The 18950-nt window shown below is 59.7% G+C and carries 17 protein-coding genes; 11 read left to right on the forward strand and 6 right to left on the reverse strand.

Features of this window, described 5'->3' with window-relative positions:
* The first annotated feature begins 376 nt into the window (after positions 1–376).
* From msrB to PPP56_RS00075, 3 genes are all read left to right on the forward strand, one after another.
* A complete protein-coding gene (gene msrB / locus PPP56_RS00065; protein ID WP_353561499.1) occupies positions 377–799 on the forward strand; it encodes a peptide-methionine (R)-S-oxide reductase MsrB in 423 nt (140 codons plus the stop codon).
* Between the two features lie 279 nt (positions 800–1078).
* Positions 1079–1915: a deoxyribose-phosphate aldolase gene (gene deoC, locus PPP56_RS00070; RefSeq protein WP_353561501.1), complete on the forward strand. Its 837-nt coding sequence runs from the start codon at positions 1079–1081 to the stop codon at positions 1913–1915.
* A 175-nt stretch (positions 1916–2090) separates the two neighbouring features.
* Complete coding sequence (locus PPP56_RS00075; RefSeq protein ID WP_353561503.1) at positions 2091–2657, forward strand: SPOR domain-containing protein; 567 nt, start codon at positions 2091–2093, stop codon at positions 2655–2657.
* 63 nt (positions 2658–2720) lie between these two features.
* On the opposite strand, the gene PPP56_RS00080 is transcribed toward PPP56_RS00075, so the two are convergent.
* Complete coding sequence (locus PPP56_RS00080) at positions 2721–4127, reverse strand: pyridoxal phosphate-dependent decarboxylase family protein (protein ID WP_353561505.1); 1407 nt, start codon at positions 4125–4127, stop codon at positions 2721–2723.
* Positions 4128–4259: 132 nt separating this feature from the next.
* Between PPP56_RS00080 and PPP56_RS00085 the strand changes: the two genes are divergently transcribed.
* The 4 genes from PPP56_RS00085 to PPP56_RS00100 all read left to right on the forward strand — a co-directional run bounded on the left by PPP56_RS00085 (position 4260) and on the right by PPP56_RS00100 (position 7417).
* On the forward strand, positions 4260–4745 hold the full coding sequence (locus PPP56_RS00085; protein WP_353561507.1) for a MarR family winged helix-turn-helix transcriptional regulator: 486 nt from the start codon (positions 4260–4262) through the stop codon (positions 4743–4745).
* A gap of 219 nt (positions 4746–4964) precedes the next feature.
* Positions 4965–5324 (forward strand): nuclear transport factor 2 family protein, encoded by a 360-nt coding sequence (locus PPP56_RS00090; protein ID WP_353561509.1) that lies wholly within the window; start codon positions 4965–4967, stop codon positions 5322–5324.
* Positions 5325–5500: 176 nt separating this feature from the next.
* Entirely contained in the window at positions 5501–6208 is a 708-nt protein-coding gene (locus PPP56_RS00095; RefSeq protein WP_353561511.1) for an alpha/beta hydrolase, read from the forward strand.
* 105 nt (positions 6209–6313) lie between these two features.
* Complete coding sequence (locus tag PPP56_RS00100) at positions 6314–7417, forward strand: 6-bladed beta-propeller (protein ID WP_353561513.1); 1104 nt, start codon at positions 6314–6316, stop codon at positions 7415–7417.
* A 106-nt stretch (positions 7418–7523) separates the two neighbouring features.
* Here the strand turns inward: PPP56_RS00100 and PPP56_RS00105 are convergent, their stop codons facing one another.
* Entirely contained in the window at positions 7524–9002 is a 1479-nt protein-coding gene (locus tag PPP56_RS00105) for an aldehyde dehydrogenase family protein (RefSeq protein WP_353561515.1), read from the reverse strand.
* Positions 9003–9106: 104 nt separating this feature from the next.
* Between PPP56_RS00105 and pncA the strand changes: the two genes are divergently transcribed.
* Both pncA and PPP56_RS00115 read left to right on the forward strand, forming a co-directional pair.
* The gene (pncA, locus tag PPP56_RS00110; protein WP_353561517.1) at positions 9107–9730 is read left to right on the forward strand and encodes a bifunctional nicotinamidase/pyrazinamidase; all 624 of its coding nucleotides are present in this window, start codon (positions 9107–9109) and stop codon (positions 9728–9730) included.
* A gap of 236 nt (positions 9731–9966) precedes the next feature.
* Positions 9967–10809, forward strand: a complete 843-nt coding sequence (locus tag PPP56_RS00115) for a hypothetical protein (RefSeq protein WP_353561519.1) — start codon at positions 9967–9969, stop codon at positions 10807–10809.
* 95 nt (positions 10810–10904) lie between these two features.
* Here PPP56_RS00115 and PPP56_RS00120 read toward each other — a convergent pair whose 3' ends face one another.
* Positions 10905–13052, reverse strand: coding sequence for a 3-hydroxyacyl-CoA dehydrogenase NAD-binding domain-containing protein (locus PPP56_RS00120; RefSeq protein ID WP_353561521.1), 2148 nt, complete (start codon positions 13050–13052; stop codon positions 10905–10907).
* A 54-nt stretch (positions 13053–13106) separates the two neighbouring features.
* Positions 13107–14402, reverse strand: a complete 1296-nt coding sequence (locus PPP56_RS00125; RefSeq protein WP_353561523.1) for an acetyl-CoA C-acyltransferase — start codon at positions 14400–14402, stop codon at positions 13107–13109.
* Between the two features lie 137 nt (positions 14403–14539).
* On the opposite strand from PPP56_RS00125, the gene rlmB reads away from it, so the two are divergent.
* Complete coding sequence (rlmB, locus tag PPP56_RS00130; protein WP_353561525.1) at positions 14540–15319, forward strand: 23S rRNA (guanosine(2251)-2'-O)-methyltransferase RlmB; 780 nt, start codon at positions 14540–14542, stop codon at positions 15317–15319.
* Between the two features lie 93 nt (positions 15320–15412).
* The gene (gene mce / locus PPP56_RS00135; protein ID WP_353561527.1) at positions 15413–16561 is read left to right on the forward strand and encodes a methylmalonyl-CoA epimerase; all 1149 of its coding nucleotides are present in this window, start codon (positions 15413–15415) and stop codon (positions 16559–16561) included.
* A gap of 43 nt (positions 16562–16604) precedes the next feature.
* On the opposite strand, the gene menC is transcribed toward mce, so the two are convergent.
* Together menC and PPP56_RS00145 are read right to left on the reverse strand one after the other, a co-directional pair.
* A complete protein-coding gene (gene menC / locus PPP56_RS00140) occupies positions 16605–17660 on the reverse strand; it encodes an o-succinylbenzoate synthase (RefSeq protein ID WP_353561529.1) in 1056 nt (351 codons plus the stop codon).
* Between the two features lie 78 nt (positions 17661–17738).
* A complete protein-coding gene (locus tag PPP56_RS00145) occupies positions 17739–18647 on the reverse strand; it encodes a 1,4-dihydroxy-2-naphthoate polyprenyltransferase (RefSeq protein ID WP_353561531.1) in 909 nt (302 codons plus the stop codon).
* Positions 18648–18950: the final 303 nt, after the last annotated feature.

Raw genomic sequence — 18950 nt, forward strand, 5'->3', positions numbered from 1 at the left:
CCCCCTTAGTCAAGGGGGAGATGTCGAAGACAGAGGGGGTTTGAGCGGGTTGCGATGATGCAAACCACATGTCAATCACTTAACATCTTCCCGCTACCGGATTCTGGTCTGCGGGCGAGAGCAAGCGGAGCTGTAAGCCATAATACGAGGCCCCCTCTGGATTGCGGTGGGGGCCTCGCATGTTTGGGCTTATCCCCTGCCTCCATTACGCTCCATATCTCCCTTCTCTGCTACGCTTTTGCCCTCAATCAGCAGATTCCTTGATAGTCATCTCTTTACATGGCGGTAACAGCTCTACCCGGTGGGAACGCCCTGCTCCTCTGTCTCGTGCATGTGTACGCATTAACCCTGACTCTATTCAACATCTCTTAATACTATGGCCTCCTCTGTATCCGACCGTGCCTGGAAAGAGAAGCTCACCCCTGAACAGTATAAAGTTGCCCGCAAGGGAGGCACAGAGCGCGCATTCACTGGCATGTACTGGGACCACAACGAAGACGGCGTCTACCGCTGCGTCTGCTGTGGTGCCGTTCTGTTTGACTCAGATACAAAATATAAGTCCGGGTCGGGGTGGCCCAGCTTCTGGGACGTGGTCGACCAGGGCAACGTGGAGCTGCGCCCCGACAAAAGCCTTGGCATGCGTCGGACTGAGGTGACTTGCGCATCGTGTGATGCGCACCTCGGGCATGTGTTCAACGATGGGCCGAAGCCAACCGGGAAGCGATACTGCATTAATTCCGCATCGCTTGACTTCACTCCGAAAGATGAGACCGATACTCCCCAAAACGCCGAAGACTAACGGACTCGTCTCCTATCCCTCCTTCTCTCCCATGTAGCCCTTATGGCGCTTGCTACCTATCCCTGGTGCGCTTTCTCTGTTGAATGCGTTCCTGCTGCTCTTCGTCTCACTCTCCGTCTCATAAGTCCGCTCTACCTGTTTAGCCTGTTCGTCTATTTGCTGTGATATCTCCGAGTAAGAGCCTGGCCTCGCACCTTTTTGCTTGCAGGAGTCGCACTGCCTGCGCATATTACTGAGTACCTTACCAATGTCGTTTTGTGTACTCACCCCCTGACCACCATGGCTCTGCCCAGCCCCCAATCGATTATTGAGACCATACGTTCGTGGGACGCCTCCGATGACGTCAACGCGTCGTATTTACGCCCCACAATCAATCGTTTGAAGGCTTCTTCCACCCCCGGTCTGGGAGGCCCCACAACGCTTCCAGAGCTTACTGCAAGCGAACTCTCGGCCCTCATTGATCATACACAGTTGGCCCCAACGGCTACCCCCGACGACTACACGCAGTGTTTTGAGGAAGCACGCCGATACACGTTTGCCTCTGTCTGCATCCCGACCGCATATGTACCCGCTGCCACGAAATCTCTGGCGGATACGCAGGTTGCTATCTGTACGGTGGTCGGATTTCCACTCGGACACAGCCATCACGAGGTGAAGGCTGCTGAAGCGCAGTGGGCGTTGCAGCACGGAGCCAGTGAAATCGATATGGTTGTGCCCATCGGAGCTGTAAAAGCCCATGCATGGAAACGCCTAGCCCGCCATATCCGGGCTGTCGTTAAAGCGCTACGCTCTGAACCTGGCAGTCCCACGCTGAAGGTGATCCTTGAAACGGCCCTTCTCTCCAACGCCGAGAAGGCCGTTACGTGCTACATTGCAGACACGGAAGGTGCCGACTTCGTGAAGACTTCCACCGGCTTCAGCACCGGCGGCGCCACGGTAGAAGACGTTGCGCTGATGCGCCATATGGTGGATGACGAGACAGGAGTGAAAGCTTCGGGCGGTGTCGGATCAGCGAGTGATGTGGCTCGCATGGTCGCACACGGCGCCACACGCATTGGCGCCAGCGGATCGGTCGGCATCATGGAGGGGTTCTCTAATGCCGAAACCGCGTACTGATGCTACCTCTACAGATGCCTGTATATGAAACTATAGGTGAGGCTACCCAGCGCCGTCTTGACATTGCATATGGCGTGCCCCACACGTAACTTTACGCAGTACAGAGGCGCTTTTTGCGTATTGCAGTGCAAACCGGGCGCTCAAAGCAGGTGCCCAACTGCTGCTCTTACTTTCGATGACTGACAAACCGCTCGCTATGACCCTGCTCTACAGACTCGCTGTGATGTCCGTTGCTCTGTTCGTCGTAACGGGCTGCGCCAGCACAGAGACCACCTCCCAGCCGGCAAATGGCGCTGAGGAGGAGCGGCGTGCAGAGGCTGGCATATCGGTGGCTCCCTACGAGACCTTCAACCCAGATCAGTTTGAAGAGCGTCCCCCCCGGCTCGAAGCTACGATGGTTGAGCATGCTGTACCGCCTCAACTGTTGGAAGTGCGTGCCGACCGGGGCGTTGAGCAAGTGGTAGATGGCTTCCAGATTCAGGTCTACTCTTCGCTTGATCGCTCGGCCGCCGAAGAGGTGCGCCGAGAAGTACAGAACTGGTGGGAAGAACACCAGGATAGCGAACGAGCCAATCTTTTTCCCGAAGGGATGCCTATCAATATCGAGTTTGGGCAGCCTTACTACCGGGTTCGCATCGGAGCATTTGCAGAACGCGAGTCTGCGCTCGAAGCCCTTCAGTTTGTACGTCGCACGTTCGATGACGCCTTTCTCGCACGCGCTCAGGTCACAATCACCCGTTAACGGATGCCTGGGTCCCCCCTTCCACAGAAAGTACGTCCATGCTTTCTGTGGCCGGCTAAGGTCTTATCTACTGACCTCCGCAACAGCCTGTAACACCTGGGTATGTAGCCGGTCCACATAGGCCTCGTGAGTTGGCTTCATGAGCACGCTCCGTAGTATCGTAACCGTGTCGGTCGTTGCTGCATAGGCTGGGTAATACGTCGTAAACTGCTTGCTGGGCACGTTGTACAAGCTTAAGAACACGGGGTCGTCCTGGCGCATGGCCTGCTCGAACACCAGCGTGCTGTACGCGCTCACAGCCTCGGTGTGTTGCGCCTCAGGCACCGGAAAAAACGACACAATATCTGTTTCGGGCTCTATGTAAGCCGTCAGCTCGGTGCTCTTGTGGATACGGGCCGCCCACGATCGCGCGGCAGAAAGGCATGCGTTCACGATAGGACCCAGCCCGGTGTCTTGCCTCAGAGGCACCGCCTGCAGCGTGCACCAGAGCGCCCCCGCTGCCGCTCCTGCTCGCGAGCACTCCAGGCTGATCTCACCCAGGTGCAGATCGTCGGAGGTAAAGTACGTGTATGGTGAGTCGTGTGCGTAGAACCGCCCCACCGCCGGATCCCGAAAGAGAACCGATCCGCACCCGTAAGGCTGCAGGCCGTGCTTATGCGGATCGATCACGACCGAGTCGGCCTCGCTAAGAGCGCTGAACGCGGCCTCCGTAGACGATGAGAGGGGCGGAGACGCAGCCAGACGAAAAAAGCCGCCGTATGCTCCATCGACATGTACACGCACACCGTGCGCTCGGCAGATCGGAAGAAGCTTGTGTAGAGGATCTACCACGCCCAGTCCGGTTGTGCCCAACGTGCAGACGATAGTCCCAATGTCTTCATTCGCAAGCGTCTGGTCGAGCACCTCGGGGTCGATGCGTCCTGCTGTATCGGTTGGCAGGGGCGTGGTGTCTACTCGGAGCACGTGGCTCATGCGGCTGTGCGTGTAATGTGCGCTCGGGGCAACGCCAATAGACGCATCAGGATGGATCTCGCGTGCTACGAAAAGCGCCTCCAGGTTGGCCACCGTACCGCCGGATGTAAGATGCCCCAGCGCATCCTCCGGAAACCCCACCATCCTGCGCAACAAATCGACCGCCTCCTTCTCCATGATGCTGGTGGGCGGACCGCCGTCGAGCGCGTGGTTGTTCGGGTTGATGAGCTGCGCAGCCCAGTAGCCCAATAACGCAGCTGGGTGAGGCGGTTTTAGCATCTGCCCGGCATACCGCGGGTGGAAAAACGGATAGTTGTCTCCTGTGAGCCGATCGAGATAGCCCGTAAGCGTCTCTTCAAGTGCCTCCACGTCGTATCCTGCAAACGGACGTTCAGACGCCGCCTCAGCAACCGTGGCGTCAGCGTGTGTATCTTGCCAGTCCGCAATATGATCGGACAGACGGCGAACCAGCGGAAGCAGCGAGCGCGGATCGTACATAGGCAGCAGAACAGTCAGGCAGGATAGTGAGGTCGGAAAGAAGTACACGACGAAGCACGGGTCATTGCGAAACGCCACCTGTTGCTGTTCGTCATGTAAATACGCTCTTCACCAGTTACTCTTGAATACACAATGGGACGCATACTCGCAAATCGAATTCAGCAGACCAAGCCGTTCGACGGACCTGCGCACGAAGCCATGCTCAATCTGTTTATTGCAGGGGCACATGTGCGGCGGGCCATTGAGCAGGTCTGCCGCTCATACGATCTGCAGTTTAGCCACTACAACGTGCTTCGTATTCTGCGGGGCGCCCATCCAGAGGGATACGCACGCTGCGACATCATCGACCGCATGCTCGACCCCTCGCCCGACGTTACCCGGCTCATGGATAAGCTGGAGGATCTCGGATGCGTAGCGCGCCGCCGTAGCGAGGCAGACCGACGCGTGACCCTACACTTCATCACAGAAGAAGGGATCGGGCTGCTTGAGGAGATGCGCCCCGACATCCAGGCGGTACAAGACGACTTCGCAGCCAGCGTGAGCGAACGCGATATGGCACACCTGAGCCGCATCTGCGAAGGCATCTACTCAAATATGGAAAAGCGCGAAGACGAATAATCACAGCATATAGTTCGCTGTGGAGGCTTAATCTGTCGTACGCGCCTGCAGTACGGTAATCATATAACACCGTACTCCACACGACGACTTGCGCAGATCCGTCTGCCTCCCATAACGTCATGAGTTCGTTATATACGTGTTGCAACACGGTAATGCAAGTGGTGTTGCATGATGTAGACTACATGTCCACTACCCTTTTATACTTTCCCTTACCCTGGTATGAGTGATTCTATTCGTTCCAAAGTCGACGACCTGAACGCCCGCATTCTTGAAGGCGATATTCTCGGTGCATTCGAGGAGTACTATGCCGAAGACGTCATCATGGAAGAAGATGACGTGCGCCGCGAAGGCAAAGAGGCCAATCGTGAGTACGAAGAGCAGTTTGTGAACGCCCTGACAGACTTTCGAGCAGCCGAAATTAAAGCCGTTGCTGTCAACGAAGAAGACGGCGTTGCCTTTGTCGAATGGTACATGGACTTCACGCTCGATGGCGTGGGCGACGTTGAACAGAAGCAAACCTCGGTGCAGTACTGGGAAGACGGCCAGATTGTACACGAGAAGTTCTACAAGATCGGGTAAGGCTTCTGCGATTCCGCTGCCTTTGTAGCACACGATCTCGTTTCCCACAGATGCTCCGGCGCATAGCGCACCCTGTTGTGTGTTACGCCGGGGCGTTTGTATGTTATGGGGGTACCGAAGCCCCCCTGTATTGGCGTACACTGCCCCGCCTTACTGCTCACTAACCGCTTTTTCCCATGTCTACCCTTTCCTCCCTCGATCGTCATCATGGCAATGACCCGCACGGCGAGACGCAAGTGGTGCTGGCCGGCGCCAATCTGGATGCTGCCCATGCTGCCGTTGTCTTCATTCACGGGCGCGGCGCCACCGCGGAAAGCATCCTGCGCCTCATTGCTCCGCTGGCCCCTGAAAGCGTCGCCCTTATCGCCCCTCAGGCGCGCGGACGCACCTGGTACCCAAACTCTTTCCTGGCTGCGTTAGAGGACAACGAGCCCGGCCTCTCCTCAGGACTGCGCCGTATTGGGTCGCTTCTCGATACGCTTAACGCTACGTATAGCATCCCTACCGATCGTATCATGATCGGCGGATTCTCGCAAGGCGCCTGCCTCTCTACCGAGTATGCTGCCCGCTTTCCCACTCGATACGGCGGCATCATTGGGCTCAGTGGCGGACTCATTGGCAACGGCATGATTCCCAACGAAGACCCTCCGAACGACAAACAGTTCAACTACGATGGCGATTTCGAGGAAACGCCCGTTTTTCTCGGATGCAGCGACCGCGACCCGCACATCCCGCAGAAACGCGTCGACGACACTGCTGCTGTCTTTCGCAACCTCAACGCATCGGTCGATAAGCGCATCTATGAAGGCATGGGGCACATCGTAAACGACGACGAGCGGAAGTCCGTACAGGAACTGCTCGCACGACTCGCCGAACCGGCCTGAACGTAGTGCCGAAACATAATGCTGATGCGCATTCCGACTTGCATATAGAAGAAGGTGATTGTAGATTATGTTAACTGCTCGGGCACTTCACAGCACCAACTCTTTATGTCTACGCTCAGCCAATTGCTACACACGCTTACTCGCTCCTCGATGCTCGTCTTCACGGGCCTGCTCCCAGCGGTCCTGCTTCTGCTGCTTGCAGGGGGATGCGGGACATCAGACGCTCCAGAGACATCCACTGAGCAGATAACGGATCACACAATCGAAGACCTCACACGTTTTGCGGGAGAGCCCGACACGCTGATAGGCACGATCTCGGCAATGGCGGTTGCTGAAAACGGTGAGCTGTTCGTGCGTGATAGGAATACCCTCCATGCTTTCCGTACTGATGGCACACATCGGGCTTCATTTGGAGGCACCGGCGAGGGGCCGGGTGAGATTCAATTTCCAATGGGGATGAACGTACGCAATGACTCGGTCTTTGTAGTAGACCTGGCAAAGCAAGGACAGGTCACGTTCACGACCGATGGGGCGTACGCCGGTCTTGCACCTGTTCCAGTATTCGGGTCGCGCTATGCGTTTGGACCGGCTGGCCATATCGCTATCTTAGGAGCCACGTCACCTGACTCTACAGTCGCGGTGTATGACGATGCAGGCACTGAACTCTACCAGGCCGTCACCCCACTGCAGGAGGGCCGCATTGTGATTGACATGCAGGACACGCGATCACGGATCGTAGCCGGTGAGGTGCCCGACGTGCTCCATGCCATGTCAGGATCCGTTGCGCTGGATGCCGACGGTGGACTCTGGTTTGTACGTTCCTCTACCGCTGAGGTGATGCGCTATACGTCTTCGGGCCAACAGGAATGGGCACGCACCCTGGATATCCCTGAGACCGATCGTATTTATGATGCCTTTGTAGAGGCCAACGCTGCGCTGGACGAGCCGAATCGGTTATTCCCCCTGCAGTACGTTCACAGCCCTGTAGCTGTCGGGGAGGCGCTCTGGCTTATGGTTGGGATGCCGGAAGACGAACCTGCCCAGCTTATCGTGCTTGACAGCGAAGGTGCCCTACGGCATCGCTTGCACGTTCCTGGGGCCGAAGGCGCTCGCTCTTTCGTGCTCTCCCCCGACCGCACACAGATCTACCTCAGCATCCCCAACCGGGTACAAATCATGGCGGCTGCCTTGCCCGCGGCGGTACGGTAGGTAGAACGCCCTACTATACAGAGCCGTACGCAGGGCGTACTTCGGCGGCACACCGCCTCTCCGACGGCCCTGTATCATCGCCGTGCTGCTTTCGTGCTGTTTTTCGCTATGCCCATGGCAAGAGCCAGTCGACCAGCTTCTTGGTTACGGGTTTATACGGCGGATAGAGCTGCTGCATAAGCGCTGCACTGTTCTCGCGCTTCATCACACTGCGTTTTTGCGAGAACGCCTCGAATCCATACCGGCCACTACTTGCCCCGATGCCGCTGTGCCCGGCGCCCCCGAACGGGAGATGCGGGCTCAGGTAGTGTACAATCACGTCGTTCACGCAGACACCGCCCGACTGCGTATGATCGAGCAGGCGGCGCGTGGCGGATTCGCTGGTTGTGAAATGGTAGAGCGCCAGCGGATTCTCGCGAGACTGGATCTCGGCGATCGCATCGTCGAGGTGGCGAATGCTGCGAATCGGCAGGATCGGGCCGAAGATCTCTTCCTGCATCACCGTAGCTGTGCTGGGGACGTCGGTAAGAAGCGTGGGCTCGATGTAGCGCTCGCGGGCATCTACCGTGCCGCCGTATTCGAGACGCGCGCCCTGCTCGATCGCATCGTCGAGGGCATTGCTGAGCCGGGCGAAATGGCGCTCGTTTACGATTCGGGCGTAGTCAGCGCTCTGTTGTCGCTCACTCGGGGTAGACCCAAAGGAACGGGTTGCAGCAGCGCGCATCGCATCCACCAGCGCATCGGATACCGATTCCTCGACCAGTACGTAGTCCGGCGCAATGCAGGTCTGCCCCGCGTTTAAGAATTTGCCCCACACAAGCGTCGTTGCTGCGTGGTCGATGTCGGCGCTTGCATCCACCACGGCCGGTGACTTCCCCCCCAGTTCAAGGGTAACGGAGCTAAGATGCTCGGCCGCCGCCTTCATTACGATGCGCCCAACGGCCGGACTCCCGGTAAAGAAGAAATGATCGAACGGCTGGTCGAGCAGCGCCTGTCCGACTTCTTTGTCGCCCTGAAAGAGCGTTACCTCACGCGGATCGTAGAGCTGCTCGATCATGTCAGCCATGAGCGCGCTGCTGTGCGGCGTGTACTCCGACGGCTTCACAATTACGCTGTTGCCCGCTGCCAGCGCACTGATTAGCGGTGCCATTGTAAGGATGAACGGGTAGTTCCACGGACTCATGATGCAGACCACCCCCTTCGGGGTCGGTTCGATGCGCGAACGGGTGCCTACAAGCATGCGCTGCGTGGGCACGGGCTCGGGTGCCATCCATTCGTGCAGGTGCTTCATCGCAAACTCGGCCTCCTCCGCGATCATCTTGACTTCGCTCATGTCTACTTCTACGGGCGGACGCCGGAAGTCCTGGTACATCGCTGCCTGAATCTCTTTGCGGCGCGCCCATACGTGGTCATGTAGACGCTGGATCTTGCTGATGCGTGCCTCCGCGTCTTGCGTACGCACATCAGGGCGGTGGGCACGCTGCGCCTCAAACGCCTGCCGGATGCGCGCTTCAATAGAGGACTCTCTATTAGAGTCCCCTGTACCGTTGAAATTGACGGAGGCGTCGGTTCGTAACGTTTCCATGACAGACTGGAAAAAAGGAGTGGATGATTCGTGGATACGGTACATAGAGTAGGCAACAGGTAATCCATAACGCAAGCACTCTACGCACACACTGATTTAGACGTATGCAAGCTCTTTTAGTTGTCGATATCCAGAACGACTTCTGTCCTGGGGGGGCCCTCGCTGTACCTGAGGGCGACACGATCGTACCTACGGTGAACGCGCTCATGGACGATTTCAACGCTGTGGTGTTCACGCAAGACTGGCATCCGGCAGCCCACCAGTCGTTTGCGTCGCAGCACGACGGGCATGAGCCGTACGACACGGTCGAGATGCCGTATGGCGAGCAGGTGCTGTGGCCTGATCACTGCATCCAGGGCAGCGAAGGGGCAGCGTTTCACCCCGACCTGAACACCGACCGGGCCGACTTGATTATCCGCAAAGGCTTTCGGCCCGAGATCGACTCGTACTCGGCATTCTACGAGAACGATGGCGCAACGCCCACCGGTCTTACCGGCTACCTTCGCGAGCGCGGCATCGACTCGCTTGTGGTTGTAGGCCTTGCGGCTGACTTCTGCGTGAAGTGGTCGGCTACCGATGGGCGACACGAAGGATTTGACGTTTACGTAGTGGAAGACGCCACCCGGGGCATCGACCAAGATGGGTCGCTCGCCGCTGCCTGGCAGGCCATGAACGAGGCTGGCGTGCAGGTTATCTCCTCGGATGCCGCCCATTCGCTGGCTGCTTAGCCTCTTTGAGACAGAAAAATGCATTAGAAACCATCATCATCTCATCTGTTTCGGTACCTTTCCTGCTCTACAGGCTCATCACGCGGCTTATTGGGCACGTGTTTTATCAGGGGCATTTTTTGCGCCAACCGGCAGAGTACGGTCTAACAGCATTTGATCTGGTCGGTAGCTATCTTGCTTCGACGCAATTTTGCTTTTACGCACTATCCCTCTTAAAGCCTGGTCAGCTATCTGCTATGCGCACCTCACCGCTTACCCTGTTTTTGCTTCTGATAGCGCTCCCCGCTCTGGCGCAGCAGCCTGCATCTGACCTTGAGCAGGGGCTTGCCTGGTCGACTTATGCCGGGCAGCAGTTGCACAGCTACCATACGGCCCACCATGCTGCGATCCAGGCTATTGAGGAGCAGGCTGCCGGGCCTGCCGAGATGCCGCCGCTCTTTGCCGCCCGCCCTGATGGCGACGGATGGGCGTTCGGGTTCGGCGCGCTCAACGATGAGGATGCTTTCTTGATCACGTACGGCGTTATCGTTGAAGGCGACGGCGCTATCGACTCGTTCAGTCACTTCGAAACGCCGCGCGAGGCGTCTCCCTATCACACGCAGGCCGCACGTGCGCTTCGTAGCGTCATCACTGCGTTTCAGCGCCGCATGCGTCTGGACGAGAGCTTTGAGGCTGCCGACTATCGCGTAGCTGTGCTTCCCTTTCCCGAAGGCGAGTTCACGGCGTTCGTCTCGCCCTCGCAGACCAGCGGATCGGTGATCCATGCAGGTAACGATGTCATGTATAGCATCGACCGAACACACAGCACCATCTTAGAAGAGATGCGCTTTCACCACCGACTGATCTCTGTACCCATGGCACCGCCGGCTGATCTTTCGGGGAAGACGGATATGCCAGCTCTCATCGTGCCCAACGCCCCCATCCCCTCTCCCGTAGACGTGCTGCATGCCATGGAGCGGAACACCTCGCTTGCGCTTCTTACGAAGCATGGGGCGTTTGTCATTGAACCCGGCGGGGCTATCACGCCGCTCCCCGACGACGACCCGCTCGCCGAAGCGCTGCACGCGCAGGTGGATTAACGGGCGGCGTCGTCGCATTGCATTGCCCACTGCATTGCGCGCTGCACATATCTGCCGGACCTATCTGTTGAACAGTCTGTTGAGCAGCGGCTGCATCAGCCCTCGCCATGATACGTTGTGCCGTCTTCGGCGTGGCGCGACAGCGACGACGCGGGCATGAAGCGGTCGCCATGCGTCTGGGTGTAGCGCTGTAGCAGCTGGTGGATGCGTCCGGGGCCCTCCGCATCCACATAACGGAACGGTCCGCCCCGAAACGGCGGAAAGCCGAGCCCAAACACCGCACCAATGTCACCGTCAACGGGATCGCGCAGAATGCCTTCGTCAAAGCACCGCAGAGCCTCGTTCACCATTGTTAGCGCCAACCGCTGCTGTACCGCCTGTACGTCGATGTCGGAGCGCTCGCCACCTCCGAAGAAGTGATAGATGCCCTTGTTAAAGTCGCCACGCTCCGGGTCGCTACCGCTTCCCTCGTACCGGTAAAAGCCGGTCTTTGTCTTCTGTCCGTGAAGGCCTGCGTTGGCGACCGGCGAGGCAGCCTCGCTGATGCGGTAGCGGTCGCCCTCCAGGTAGCGCCCCATCACCTCGGTGATCTTGGCAGCCACGTCGATACCGACCAGATCAAAGAGCTCATACGGCCCCATTGGGAAGCCAAAGTCCTTCATCGCGTTCTCGATCTGTAGGGCGTCGGCGCCCTCTTCAAGCAGCAGCAGGGCCTCGTTCATGTAGAGCGCCAGAATGCGCGTCGTGTAAAAGCCCGGCGCGTCGTTCACGACGATGACCGACTTACCCTGGCGCAGGCCCACGTCGTAGGCCGTTGCCACAGCTTCTTTACTGGTGGATTCGGTAGCGATGATCTCCAGCAGGGGCATCTTCTCGACCGGCGAGAAGTAGTGCATCCCCAGCACGCGCTCTGGATGCGCAGCGTGTTCGGCAATATCGGCAATTGGAATCGATGACGTATTGCTGGCGATCACACAGTCGTCGGAGACGACCGCCTCCACATCTGCCAGTACGTTCTGCTTCAGGTTGATATCCTCAGGCACCGCCTCAATGACAAGATCTGAGGTGGCCAATCCCTCGTACGAGCTCACAGGCTGGATACGCTCCATGAGCGTGTCCCGCTCAAACGACGAGATAATGCCCTTTTTCTTACGCTTCGAAGCGGTCTTGTAGACGTGCTTCCGTGCCGTGGCAGCGCGTTCCAGGTCAACGTCTTTCACAAACACGTCGAGTCCGTCGCGGGCGCTCACGTCAGCGATGCCCGCCCCCATGAGCCCGGCCCCCAGCACAGCGATCCGGCTGACAGGTCGCGCTTTGTCGGCATCGTCGTTCGTATCGGCCTGGCGCTTGGCGAAGAAGAGGCTTACGAGCGCTTTCGACTCGGGGGTGAACACCAGTTCGCCGAATGCGGCGGCTTCGGCATCCAACCCGGCCTCCAGCCCGTTTTCGAGCCCGGCTTTCACGCACTCGATGATGCGGGGCGGCGCCGGATAGTTGCCACGTGTTTGTTTCTGCGTGTCTTGCGCCGCTTTCCAGTAGACTCCGCGCCGCGTAAGCGGGTTGCTCTCCAGTAGCCGATCGGTCCAGTCTGCCGGACGATCCGGCGTGAGCGTCCCATCGGCCAGCTGGCGCGCAGCCTTCTTGGCTGCCTGGTGCAGTCCGGGCGCATGAGTCAGCGCATCCACCAGCCCAATGCGCTTTGCTTTTTTGGGATACGTGGTCTTGCCGGTTAACATCATGGGAAGGCTCTGCTGCAAGCCTACCAGCCGTGGGAGATACTGCGTCCCCCCGCTTCCGGGGAGCAGGCCGAGCTTAACCTCAGGGAGCGCCATCTGCGTCTTGCTGCTCGTGGTTGCGATGCGGTAGGTGCAGCCAAGCGTCATTTCGAGCCCGCCGCCCATGGCCGCGCCATGAATCGCGGCCACCGAGGGCGCATCGAGCGACTGCAAGCGGTTGATCAGGGCGTGGCCACGCCGCGAGAGCGCTCGCACGTCAGCCGGTTGATCAAACGACTTGAGCATGTCAAGATCGGCACCTGCAATGAACGAGTTGGCCTTCCCGCTGATGAATACCAGCGCCTCAACGTCAGCACTGGTTTCGGCATGTTCGATCGCCAACTCGAACGCGTTGATCATCGCTTCGTCGATAGTATTGACCGACGCATCCGGCTGATCAATCCAGACTGTGAGTACGCCATCGTCAAGGTCGGTGCGAAGCAGGTCGGTGTCGAGGGTCACAGGCATAAGAATCGTTCTCGTTGTAAGGGAAAAAGGGAGTCTGCCGGTTGGCGGAGCAAGCTATACTCGCTCAATCAGCAGCGCGTGGCCTTGTCCGCCGGCTGCACAGGCACTTACGAGGGCCCACTGGCCGTCTTCTTCGTAAAGGCGGTTCACCGCCGTTGTTACGAGCCGAACGCCCGTGGCGCCAAACGGATGGCCGAGCGACACCGAGCCGCCGCGCGTGTTCAGGATGTCCATATCGATGCGGCCCACCGCTTCCGACCGATTGAGCGACTCCTCCGCAAAGCGATCTGACGCCAGTGCCTCCAGCACCGCCAGCACCTGTCCGGCAAAGGCCTCGTGCAGCTCCACCACGTCGATGTCGCCCAGCGTCATGCCCGCAGCGTCGAGCACGTTCGGGATAGCATACGCCGGACCAAGCAGCAGCTCAGCCCCTGGATCCTGCGCCACGTAGGTATACTCGCGCAGCGCCGCACGTGCGGTAAAGCCCTCCGCCGCTGCATATTCGTGGCTCATGATGAGCGAGGCCGAGGCCCCGTCGGTGAGCGCCGAGCTGTTGCCGGCCGTCACCGTGCCAAACGGCTTCACGAAAGCTGGACTCAGACCCGAGAGCTTCTGCAACGTCGTATCCGGACGCACCACGTTGTCTTTTGTGATCGGATCGAAGTCCGGCGGCACGCTTGCGGGGAAGAGCTCTTTCTGCATCCGCCCGTCTTCCTGGGCTGCTGCTGCGCGGTGGTGCGTAAGCAGTGCATACTCGTCTTGCTCCTCGCGCGACACACCGAACATCGCAGCGAGCTTATCTGCACTCTCCCCCATTACCTCGCCCGTCGAAAACTCTGCGATCGACGGCGACTCTGGCAGCAGATCCGACGGACTCAGGTCTTTGAGAAGCGACAAGAATTCCTGGGGCGACTTGTACTTTCGCGCCTCAAAAAGCTTCTTACGCAACGGGCGTCGCACCCGGATGGGCGGATCTGAAAGCGTTTCCGTACCGCTGGCAACGATAACATCGCCCTGCCCCGCGCGAATCAGGTCCATGCCCGACGTCACTGCCTGGTTGCTGGAGATGCAGGCTTGCGTCACGGTATGTGCAGGCACCGTGTTGGGGATGCCTGCCGCCAGCGCCGACTCGCGCGCTACGTTGCTCGTCTCCACGTCCTGCACCACCGTTCCCATCACCACGCGGTCGATCGTTGCTGGGTCAAGGTCAGTGCGGCTCAAGAGTCCTTTCAGGGCCATACGACCCATGTCGTACGCCATCAGGTCGACATAGCCGGTCCCCGAGCGCTGAAACGGAATACGTCCGCCATCAATGAAAACAGGAGTGCGTGCACCAGGCGAGGCAGCCATAGAATCCAGAACGGTTTGGAGCGAAGAATAATCGATATCTAACTTAACGGTGTTAACCAAGAGAATCAACCCTGTCCCACACCGGTACGTGCGTATCGTCTTATTATCTGTTACGTCTTCTTATACTGTTTCGTGCCATGCCCGCCGATTCCAACGCACGCACCTGCATCATAGGCCGCCAGCCCGTCATCGAAATGCTGGAGCGCGACCCGTCTGCGGTCGACAAAGTGATGATGCGCCACGGCCTGTCTGGCCCCGAAGCCGACACGGTGCGCACCCTGGCCGAAGAGGCTTCTGTGCCCGTGCAGTACGTTCCTTACAACCGTCTCGATCACGAAGCCGACGGCGGCGCCCATCAGGGCATGCTCGCCTGGGCTGCTCCGGTCTCGTATCTTACGGTAAATACGCTGATGCAGCAAATCGCGCCCACATGGGATGCGGTGCAATCTCAGAAACCCTTGCTTCTGGTAGTAGACCACGTCACCGACCCACGCAACTTCGGTGCGATGCTCCGGTGCGCTGTGGCTGCCGGCGTCGACGGCGTGATCGTGCCCAACAGCGGCATGGCTCCGCTTACCACACCCGCCATCAAGGCCAGCGCGGGCACGGCCCTGCGTATCCCCATTGCCCGCTGCAGCGACCTGGCCGAAACGCTCGTCTCGCTCAAAGAGCGAAGCTACTGGATTGTAGGCGCTCAGCAGGCCGGGGCAGACTCTATGTGGGATACCGACTGGGACCGCCCTATCGCGCTGGTGATGGGCAGCGAGGGTACCGGGCTTACCTCGGGTGTGGCCAATGCGTGCGACCTCTTTGCCCGTATTCCGATGCGCGGCGCCGCAGACAGCCTGAACGTTTCTGTCGCTACCGGCATCCTGCTCACTGAAGCGACCAAGCCCCGCGTACAGGCCGCCGCTTAACAATGTGTCGGTGAATGCAGAAATAGGACGAAGCCCCGCGTTCTCGCATGCTGCACTCCTCTATCGTCTCCCTACCAACCCATTACCGTCTCTATGCTTCGCCTTGAACATGTCGGCATTGCCGTCCACGATGCTTCTGCCGTCCGCGCTACCTATGCCGATGTCTTGAAGGCGCTTACGTATAAGTCGGAGGCTGTCGATGAGCAAGGCGTTACGACGCACTTTCTTGCGCTGCAGAACACAAAGATTGAGCTGCTCGAAGCCATAAGCGAGGACTCGCCTGTGCAGCGGTTCCTCGACCGGCAGGGCGAGGGGGTTCACCATCTCGCGTTTGAGGTGCCTGATATTGACGCTGCCTTTGCGCGTCTGCACGAAGCCGGGTTTACGCCGCTCTCAGATGAGCCTCTCGACGGGGCCGACCAGAAGCGCATCTTCTTTCTGCATCCAAAGGCTACGCATGGCGTGCTCATCGAGTGCTGCAGCAGCCAGCCCCACTGTCCCGCTCCGAAGCACGTAGATACCGAGCACGGCCCCGTTGCATATTATGCGTGGGGCGATCCGGAGCGCCCTTCCCTTCTGCTCTTGCACGGCGCAGCCGGATCCACCTACACGGAAACAAGCCTGTTGGCCCCCTACCTGGAGCCGTATCTGCACGTGGTTGCGGTCGACTTTACCGGACACGGAGCCTCGGCCAACGCGACGCCCGACACACCGCTCACCGCCGACGGCTTTGCGGATAATGCCTGCTCTGTGCTCGATGCGCTCGGCTGCGACCGCGCACACGTGTTTGGGTTCTCGATGGGTGGCAACATCGCGCTGCACATGGCCCACCGGCACCCCGACCGCGTCGACCGCGTCGTGTCTCATGGCGGGCACATCGACTGGAAGGCCGCTACGGTGGATGCCATGATGCATCGACTCGACCGCGCCGATGCTAATGGCACCCGCATGGACGCGCTGCATGGCGACTGGGCAGCGCTTTCGAGCGCGCTGCGTACGTTTGTAGAGCAGCTTCCCGGCGCCGCGCTGCGCCTGCGCCGCCAGATGCAGACCGTGCAGCAGCCTGTGCTTGTTAGTATGGCAGATGCAGACGATCTCTTCCCGTTGCAGGCGGCGCTCACGCTCCACAACGCACTCCCCAATAGCCGCCTTGCCATCCTACCCGGACGCCACCACGCGCTGCAGAAGCATCCACTGCCACCGCTCGCTCATCAGATTCGCGCGTTCCTGCAGGTGGGCTGAGGGCCGAGGCTGCGAGCAGTGACCCACGCTACACAGACCCACGCTACACAACCTGCAAACGCTCCCGGCGAACCTGCCAATCATCAAGCGTACCGGGCGCTGTAAGCAGCAGCTTGCCCTGTACGTTCGGGATCGGGGGATGCGTGATCTCTTCAGACAGTGCGCGGTAGGTCCCCATCCCGATAGCGCGTTCAGCGGGGGTTACCTGAGCGCCTACAGCCAGCGTACCACGCCACCCCACCCCCGACTCGTATGCACTGGTTACGACCACAGGCGTATCGCCGGTTTGATCGGCCAGTTCTTGCACGCGGCGGATACCCATCCATGCCGGTTTAACGACAAGCGCGGCCACCGGCCAGTCCGCCACGGCTTCGCCCCCCTGCTCACGCACCGTCTCGTCGAGCGCAATAGGCACCGCTGTCGCTTCCACAAACGCGCGAAGATCCGCTTCAGGCACGAGCGGCTCCTCCAGATACTCCAGCGCGCGCCGGTGCTGCAGCGCCTCACACACCGTCTGTGCCTGCTCGACCGACCACGCCTGGTTCGCATCCAGCCGAACGTTCATGCCCTGCGGAAGCGATGCAAACAGCGCGTCGAGGCGGTCCAGGTCGTCGTCGACAGCGTCTCGTCCCACTTTCACCTTTACCGTCGACACGCCCTCGGCCTGCAGTTCCATCAGCGCTTGCCGCATGTCACGGTCGCTGGGCGTGCGCCACAGCGCGTTTCCGGCATGCATCACCCGGTCGATGCCCATGTGCGCACGCAACGAAATCTCTTCGGTGTACGCGGCCCACTGCAGGGCGATGTGGTCCAGGGCAAACCGGAGCGAGCCCGGCGTGTCGTCAGGGTAGCGCGCGGCATCGGATGCACTCAGCCGAGACGGACCACCGTCGTGCGCCCAGGCGCGGGCACGTGAGATAACGTCCTGTAGGGGCTCCGGACTGAAGCCCGGCAGGGGGGCCGCCTCGCCCCAGCACGTAGCACCCGATGGATGCGGCACTTCAACGAGCACCCCCTCCCGGTGCGTGATGGGTCCGTCGGGACCGGGCAGGGCATTGGCAAGCGGAATCCGGTAGCGATAGCAGGTCACGTCGGGCATAGGCACAGGATGTATAACAGAAGATTGTGGATCGTTGTGACGCAGAAGGGAGATGGCTCTTGCCGTCGAGCGGACGTGTTACGTAAGCACCCAGCCCAGCGCAAAGCACAGGCTGTAGAGCGCCAGGGCCCGCCCGGTTGTAGCCAGGAGCGGATTCAGGTGGTGGGCGTCGGTCGTGCCTGAGCGCAGCGTCTGCAGTGCGGGCCCGGCCAGCGCCACCGTCGGCGTAGCCAGCAGCGCCCCCCAGTGTTCGCCTGTGTATCCCACCAGCGCCGGCGGTACCAGCGCCGCCACCAGCATACAGAATGCATAGAACCACACGCCAAACGTGCGCCCGAGCCGCACGACGAGCGTGCGCTTATCGGCTTCCCGATCGCCCTCCAGATCGCGGATGTTGTTAACCAGCAAGATACAGACCGAAAGCGCCCCCGGTCCTACCCCAGCCGCCACAGCCGGCGCCGTTACGGTGAGCGTCTGTACGTAGTAGGTTCCCGCAACGGCCACCGGGCCAAAGAACATAAAAACGAAGAGATCAGCCAGCCCAATGTAGGCCAGTGAGTAGCGTCCGGCTGTATACCAGAGCGCCGAAGCGATCGACGCTACCCCGATTGCGACCACCGGCCAGCCGCCCCGCACGATCAGATACGACCCGGCCAGCACGGCTACGAAGAAGACCACGAACGTAGCACGCCGCATCGTATCCGGATCGACAAGCCCCGCCTGCGTCACCCGCAGCGGCCCCACCCGCTCGTCGGTATCGGTGCCGCGCAGAAAGTCGGTATAGTCGTTATGGAAGTTCACCCCCACCTGAATCAGCAGCGCAGCCAGCAGCGCCAGCGAGGCACTGAGCGCGTGAAACCCGCCATCGGCCACGGCAAGCGCTACGCCAATGATCACCGGCGCCGCCGCTGCCGGAAGTGTTTTGGGGCGGGCTGCCTGTATCCAGATGCGCCAGGGCGCGTTCGCCAGTTCGTCGCGGGTTGTCATGGGGAATGCGGACAGTCTAAAGCAAGATCAAGGCTGGGGTGCAAACAGCACACGTCATGTACACCGAGCAAAAAGGTCGCGTAGGCGAAACGGTTGCCCCCCGTTGCATGGATAGATGCGTATAGGATAGCGGTTCATGGTAAGTCATTGTCATGTGGGAGCGCCATGTGGGGGGCGGCATGCGGGGACAGGATTCCATCTGCATTTTACTTGAGTCCCGACATCGACACGTGTTGCAGGTAGATCCTTACAAGCGTATTCATTTTCGAATGCGCGACGTACCCCCATATTGCGATACGCCGC

It is taken from the genome of Longimonas sp. (assembly GCF_040409695.1).
Classification (GTDB): Bacteria; Bacteroidota; Rhodothermia; order Rhodothermales; family Salinibacteraceae; genus Longimonas.

Coding starts and splice junctions, on each gene's coding strand:
- pncA (WP_353561517.1), top strand. CDS start 9,107: ATGCAAGCTCTTTTAGTTGTCGATATCCAGAACGACTTCTGTCCTGGG.
- PPP56_RS00080 (WP_353561505.1), bottom strand. CDS start 4,127: ATGTACGATCCGCGCTCGCTGCTTCCGCTGGTTCGCCGTCTGTCCGAT.
- PPP56_RS00100 (WP_353561513.1), top strand. CDS start 6,314: ATGTCTACGCTCAGCCAATTGCTACACACGCTTACTCGCTCCTCGATG.
- PPP56_RS00120 (WP_353561521.1), bottom strand. CDS start 13,052: ATGCCTGTGACCCTCGACACCGACCTGCTTCGCACCGACCTTGACGAT.
- PPP56_RS00105 (WP_353561515.1), bottom strand. CDS start 9,002: ATGGAAACGTTACGAACCGACGCCTCCGTCAATTTCAACGGTACAGGG.
- msrB (WP_353561499.1), top strand. CDS start 377: ATGGCCTCCTCTGTATCCGACCGTGCCTGGAAAGAGAAGCTCACCCCT.
- PPP56_RS00145 (WP_353561531.1), bottom strand. CDS start 18,647: ATGACAACCCGCGACGAACTGGCGAACGCGCCCTGGCGCATCTGGATA.
- deoC (WP_353561501.1), top strand. CDS start 1,079: ATGGCTCTGCCCAGCCCCCAATCGATTATTGAGACCATACGTTCGTGG.
- PPP56_RS00075 (WP_353561503.1), top strand. CDS start 2,091: ATGACTGACAAACCGCTCGCTATGACCCTGCTCTACAGACTCGCTGTG.
- PPP56_RS00090 (WP_353561509.1), top strand. CDS start 4,965: ATGAGTGATTCTATTCGTTCCAAAGTCGACGACCTGAACGCCCGCATT.
- PPP56_RS00125 (WP_353561523.1), bottom strand. CDS start 14,402: ATGGCTGCCTCGCCTGGTGCACGCACTCCTGTTTTCATTGATGGCGGA.
- mce (WP_353561527.1), top strand. CDS start 15,413: ATGCTTCGCCTTGAACATGTCGGCATTGCCGTCCACGATGCTTCTGCC.
- rlmB (WP_353561525.1), top strand. CDS start 14,540: ATGCCCGCCGATTCCAACGCACGCACCTGCATCATAGGCCGCCAGCCC.
- PPP56_RS00115 (WP_353561519.1), top strand. CDS start 9,967: ATGCGCACCTCACCGCTTACCCTGTTTTTGCTTCTGATAGCGCTCCCC.
- menC (WP_353561529.1), bottom strand. CDS start 17,660: ATGCCCGACGTGACCTGCTATCGCTACCGGATTCCGCTTGCCAATGCC.
- PPP56_RS00095 (WP_353561511.1), top strand. CDS start 5,501: ATGTCTACCCTTTCCTCCCTCGATCGTCATCATGGCAATGACCCGCAC.
- PPP56_RS00085 (WP_353561507.1), top strand. CDS start 4,260: ATGGGACGCATACTCGCAAATCGAATTCAGCAGACCAAGCCGTTCGAC.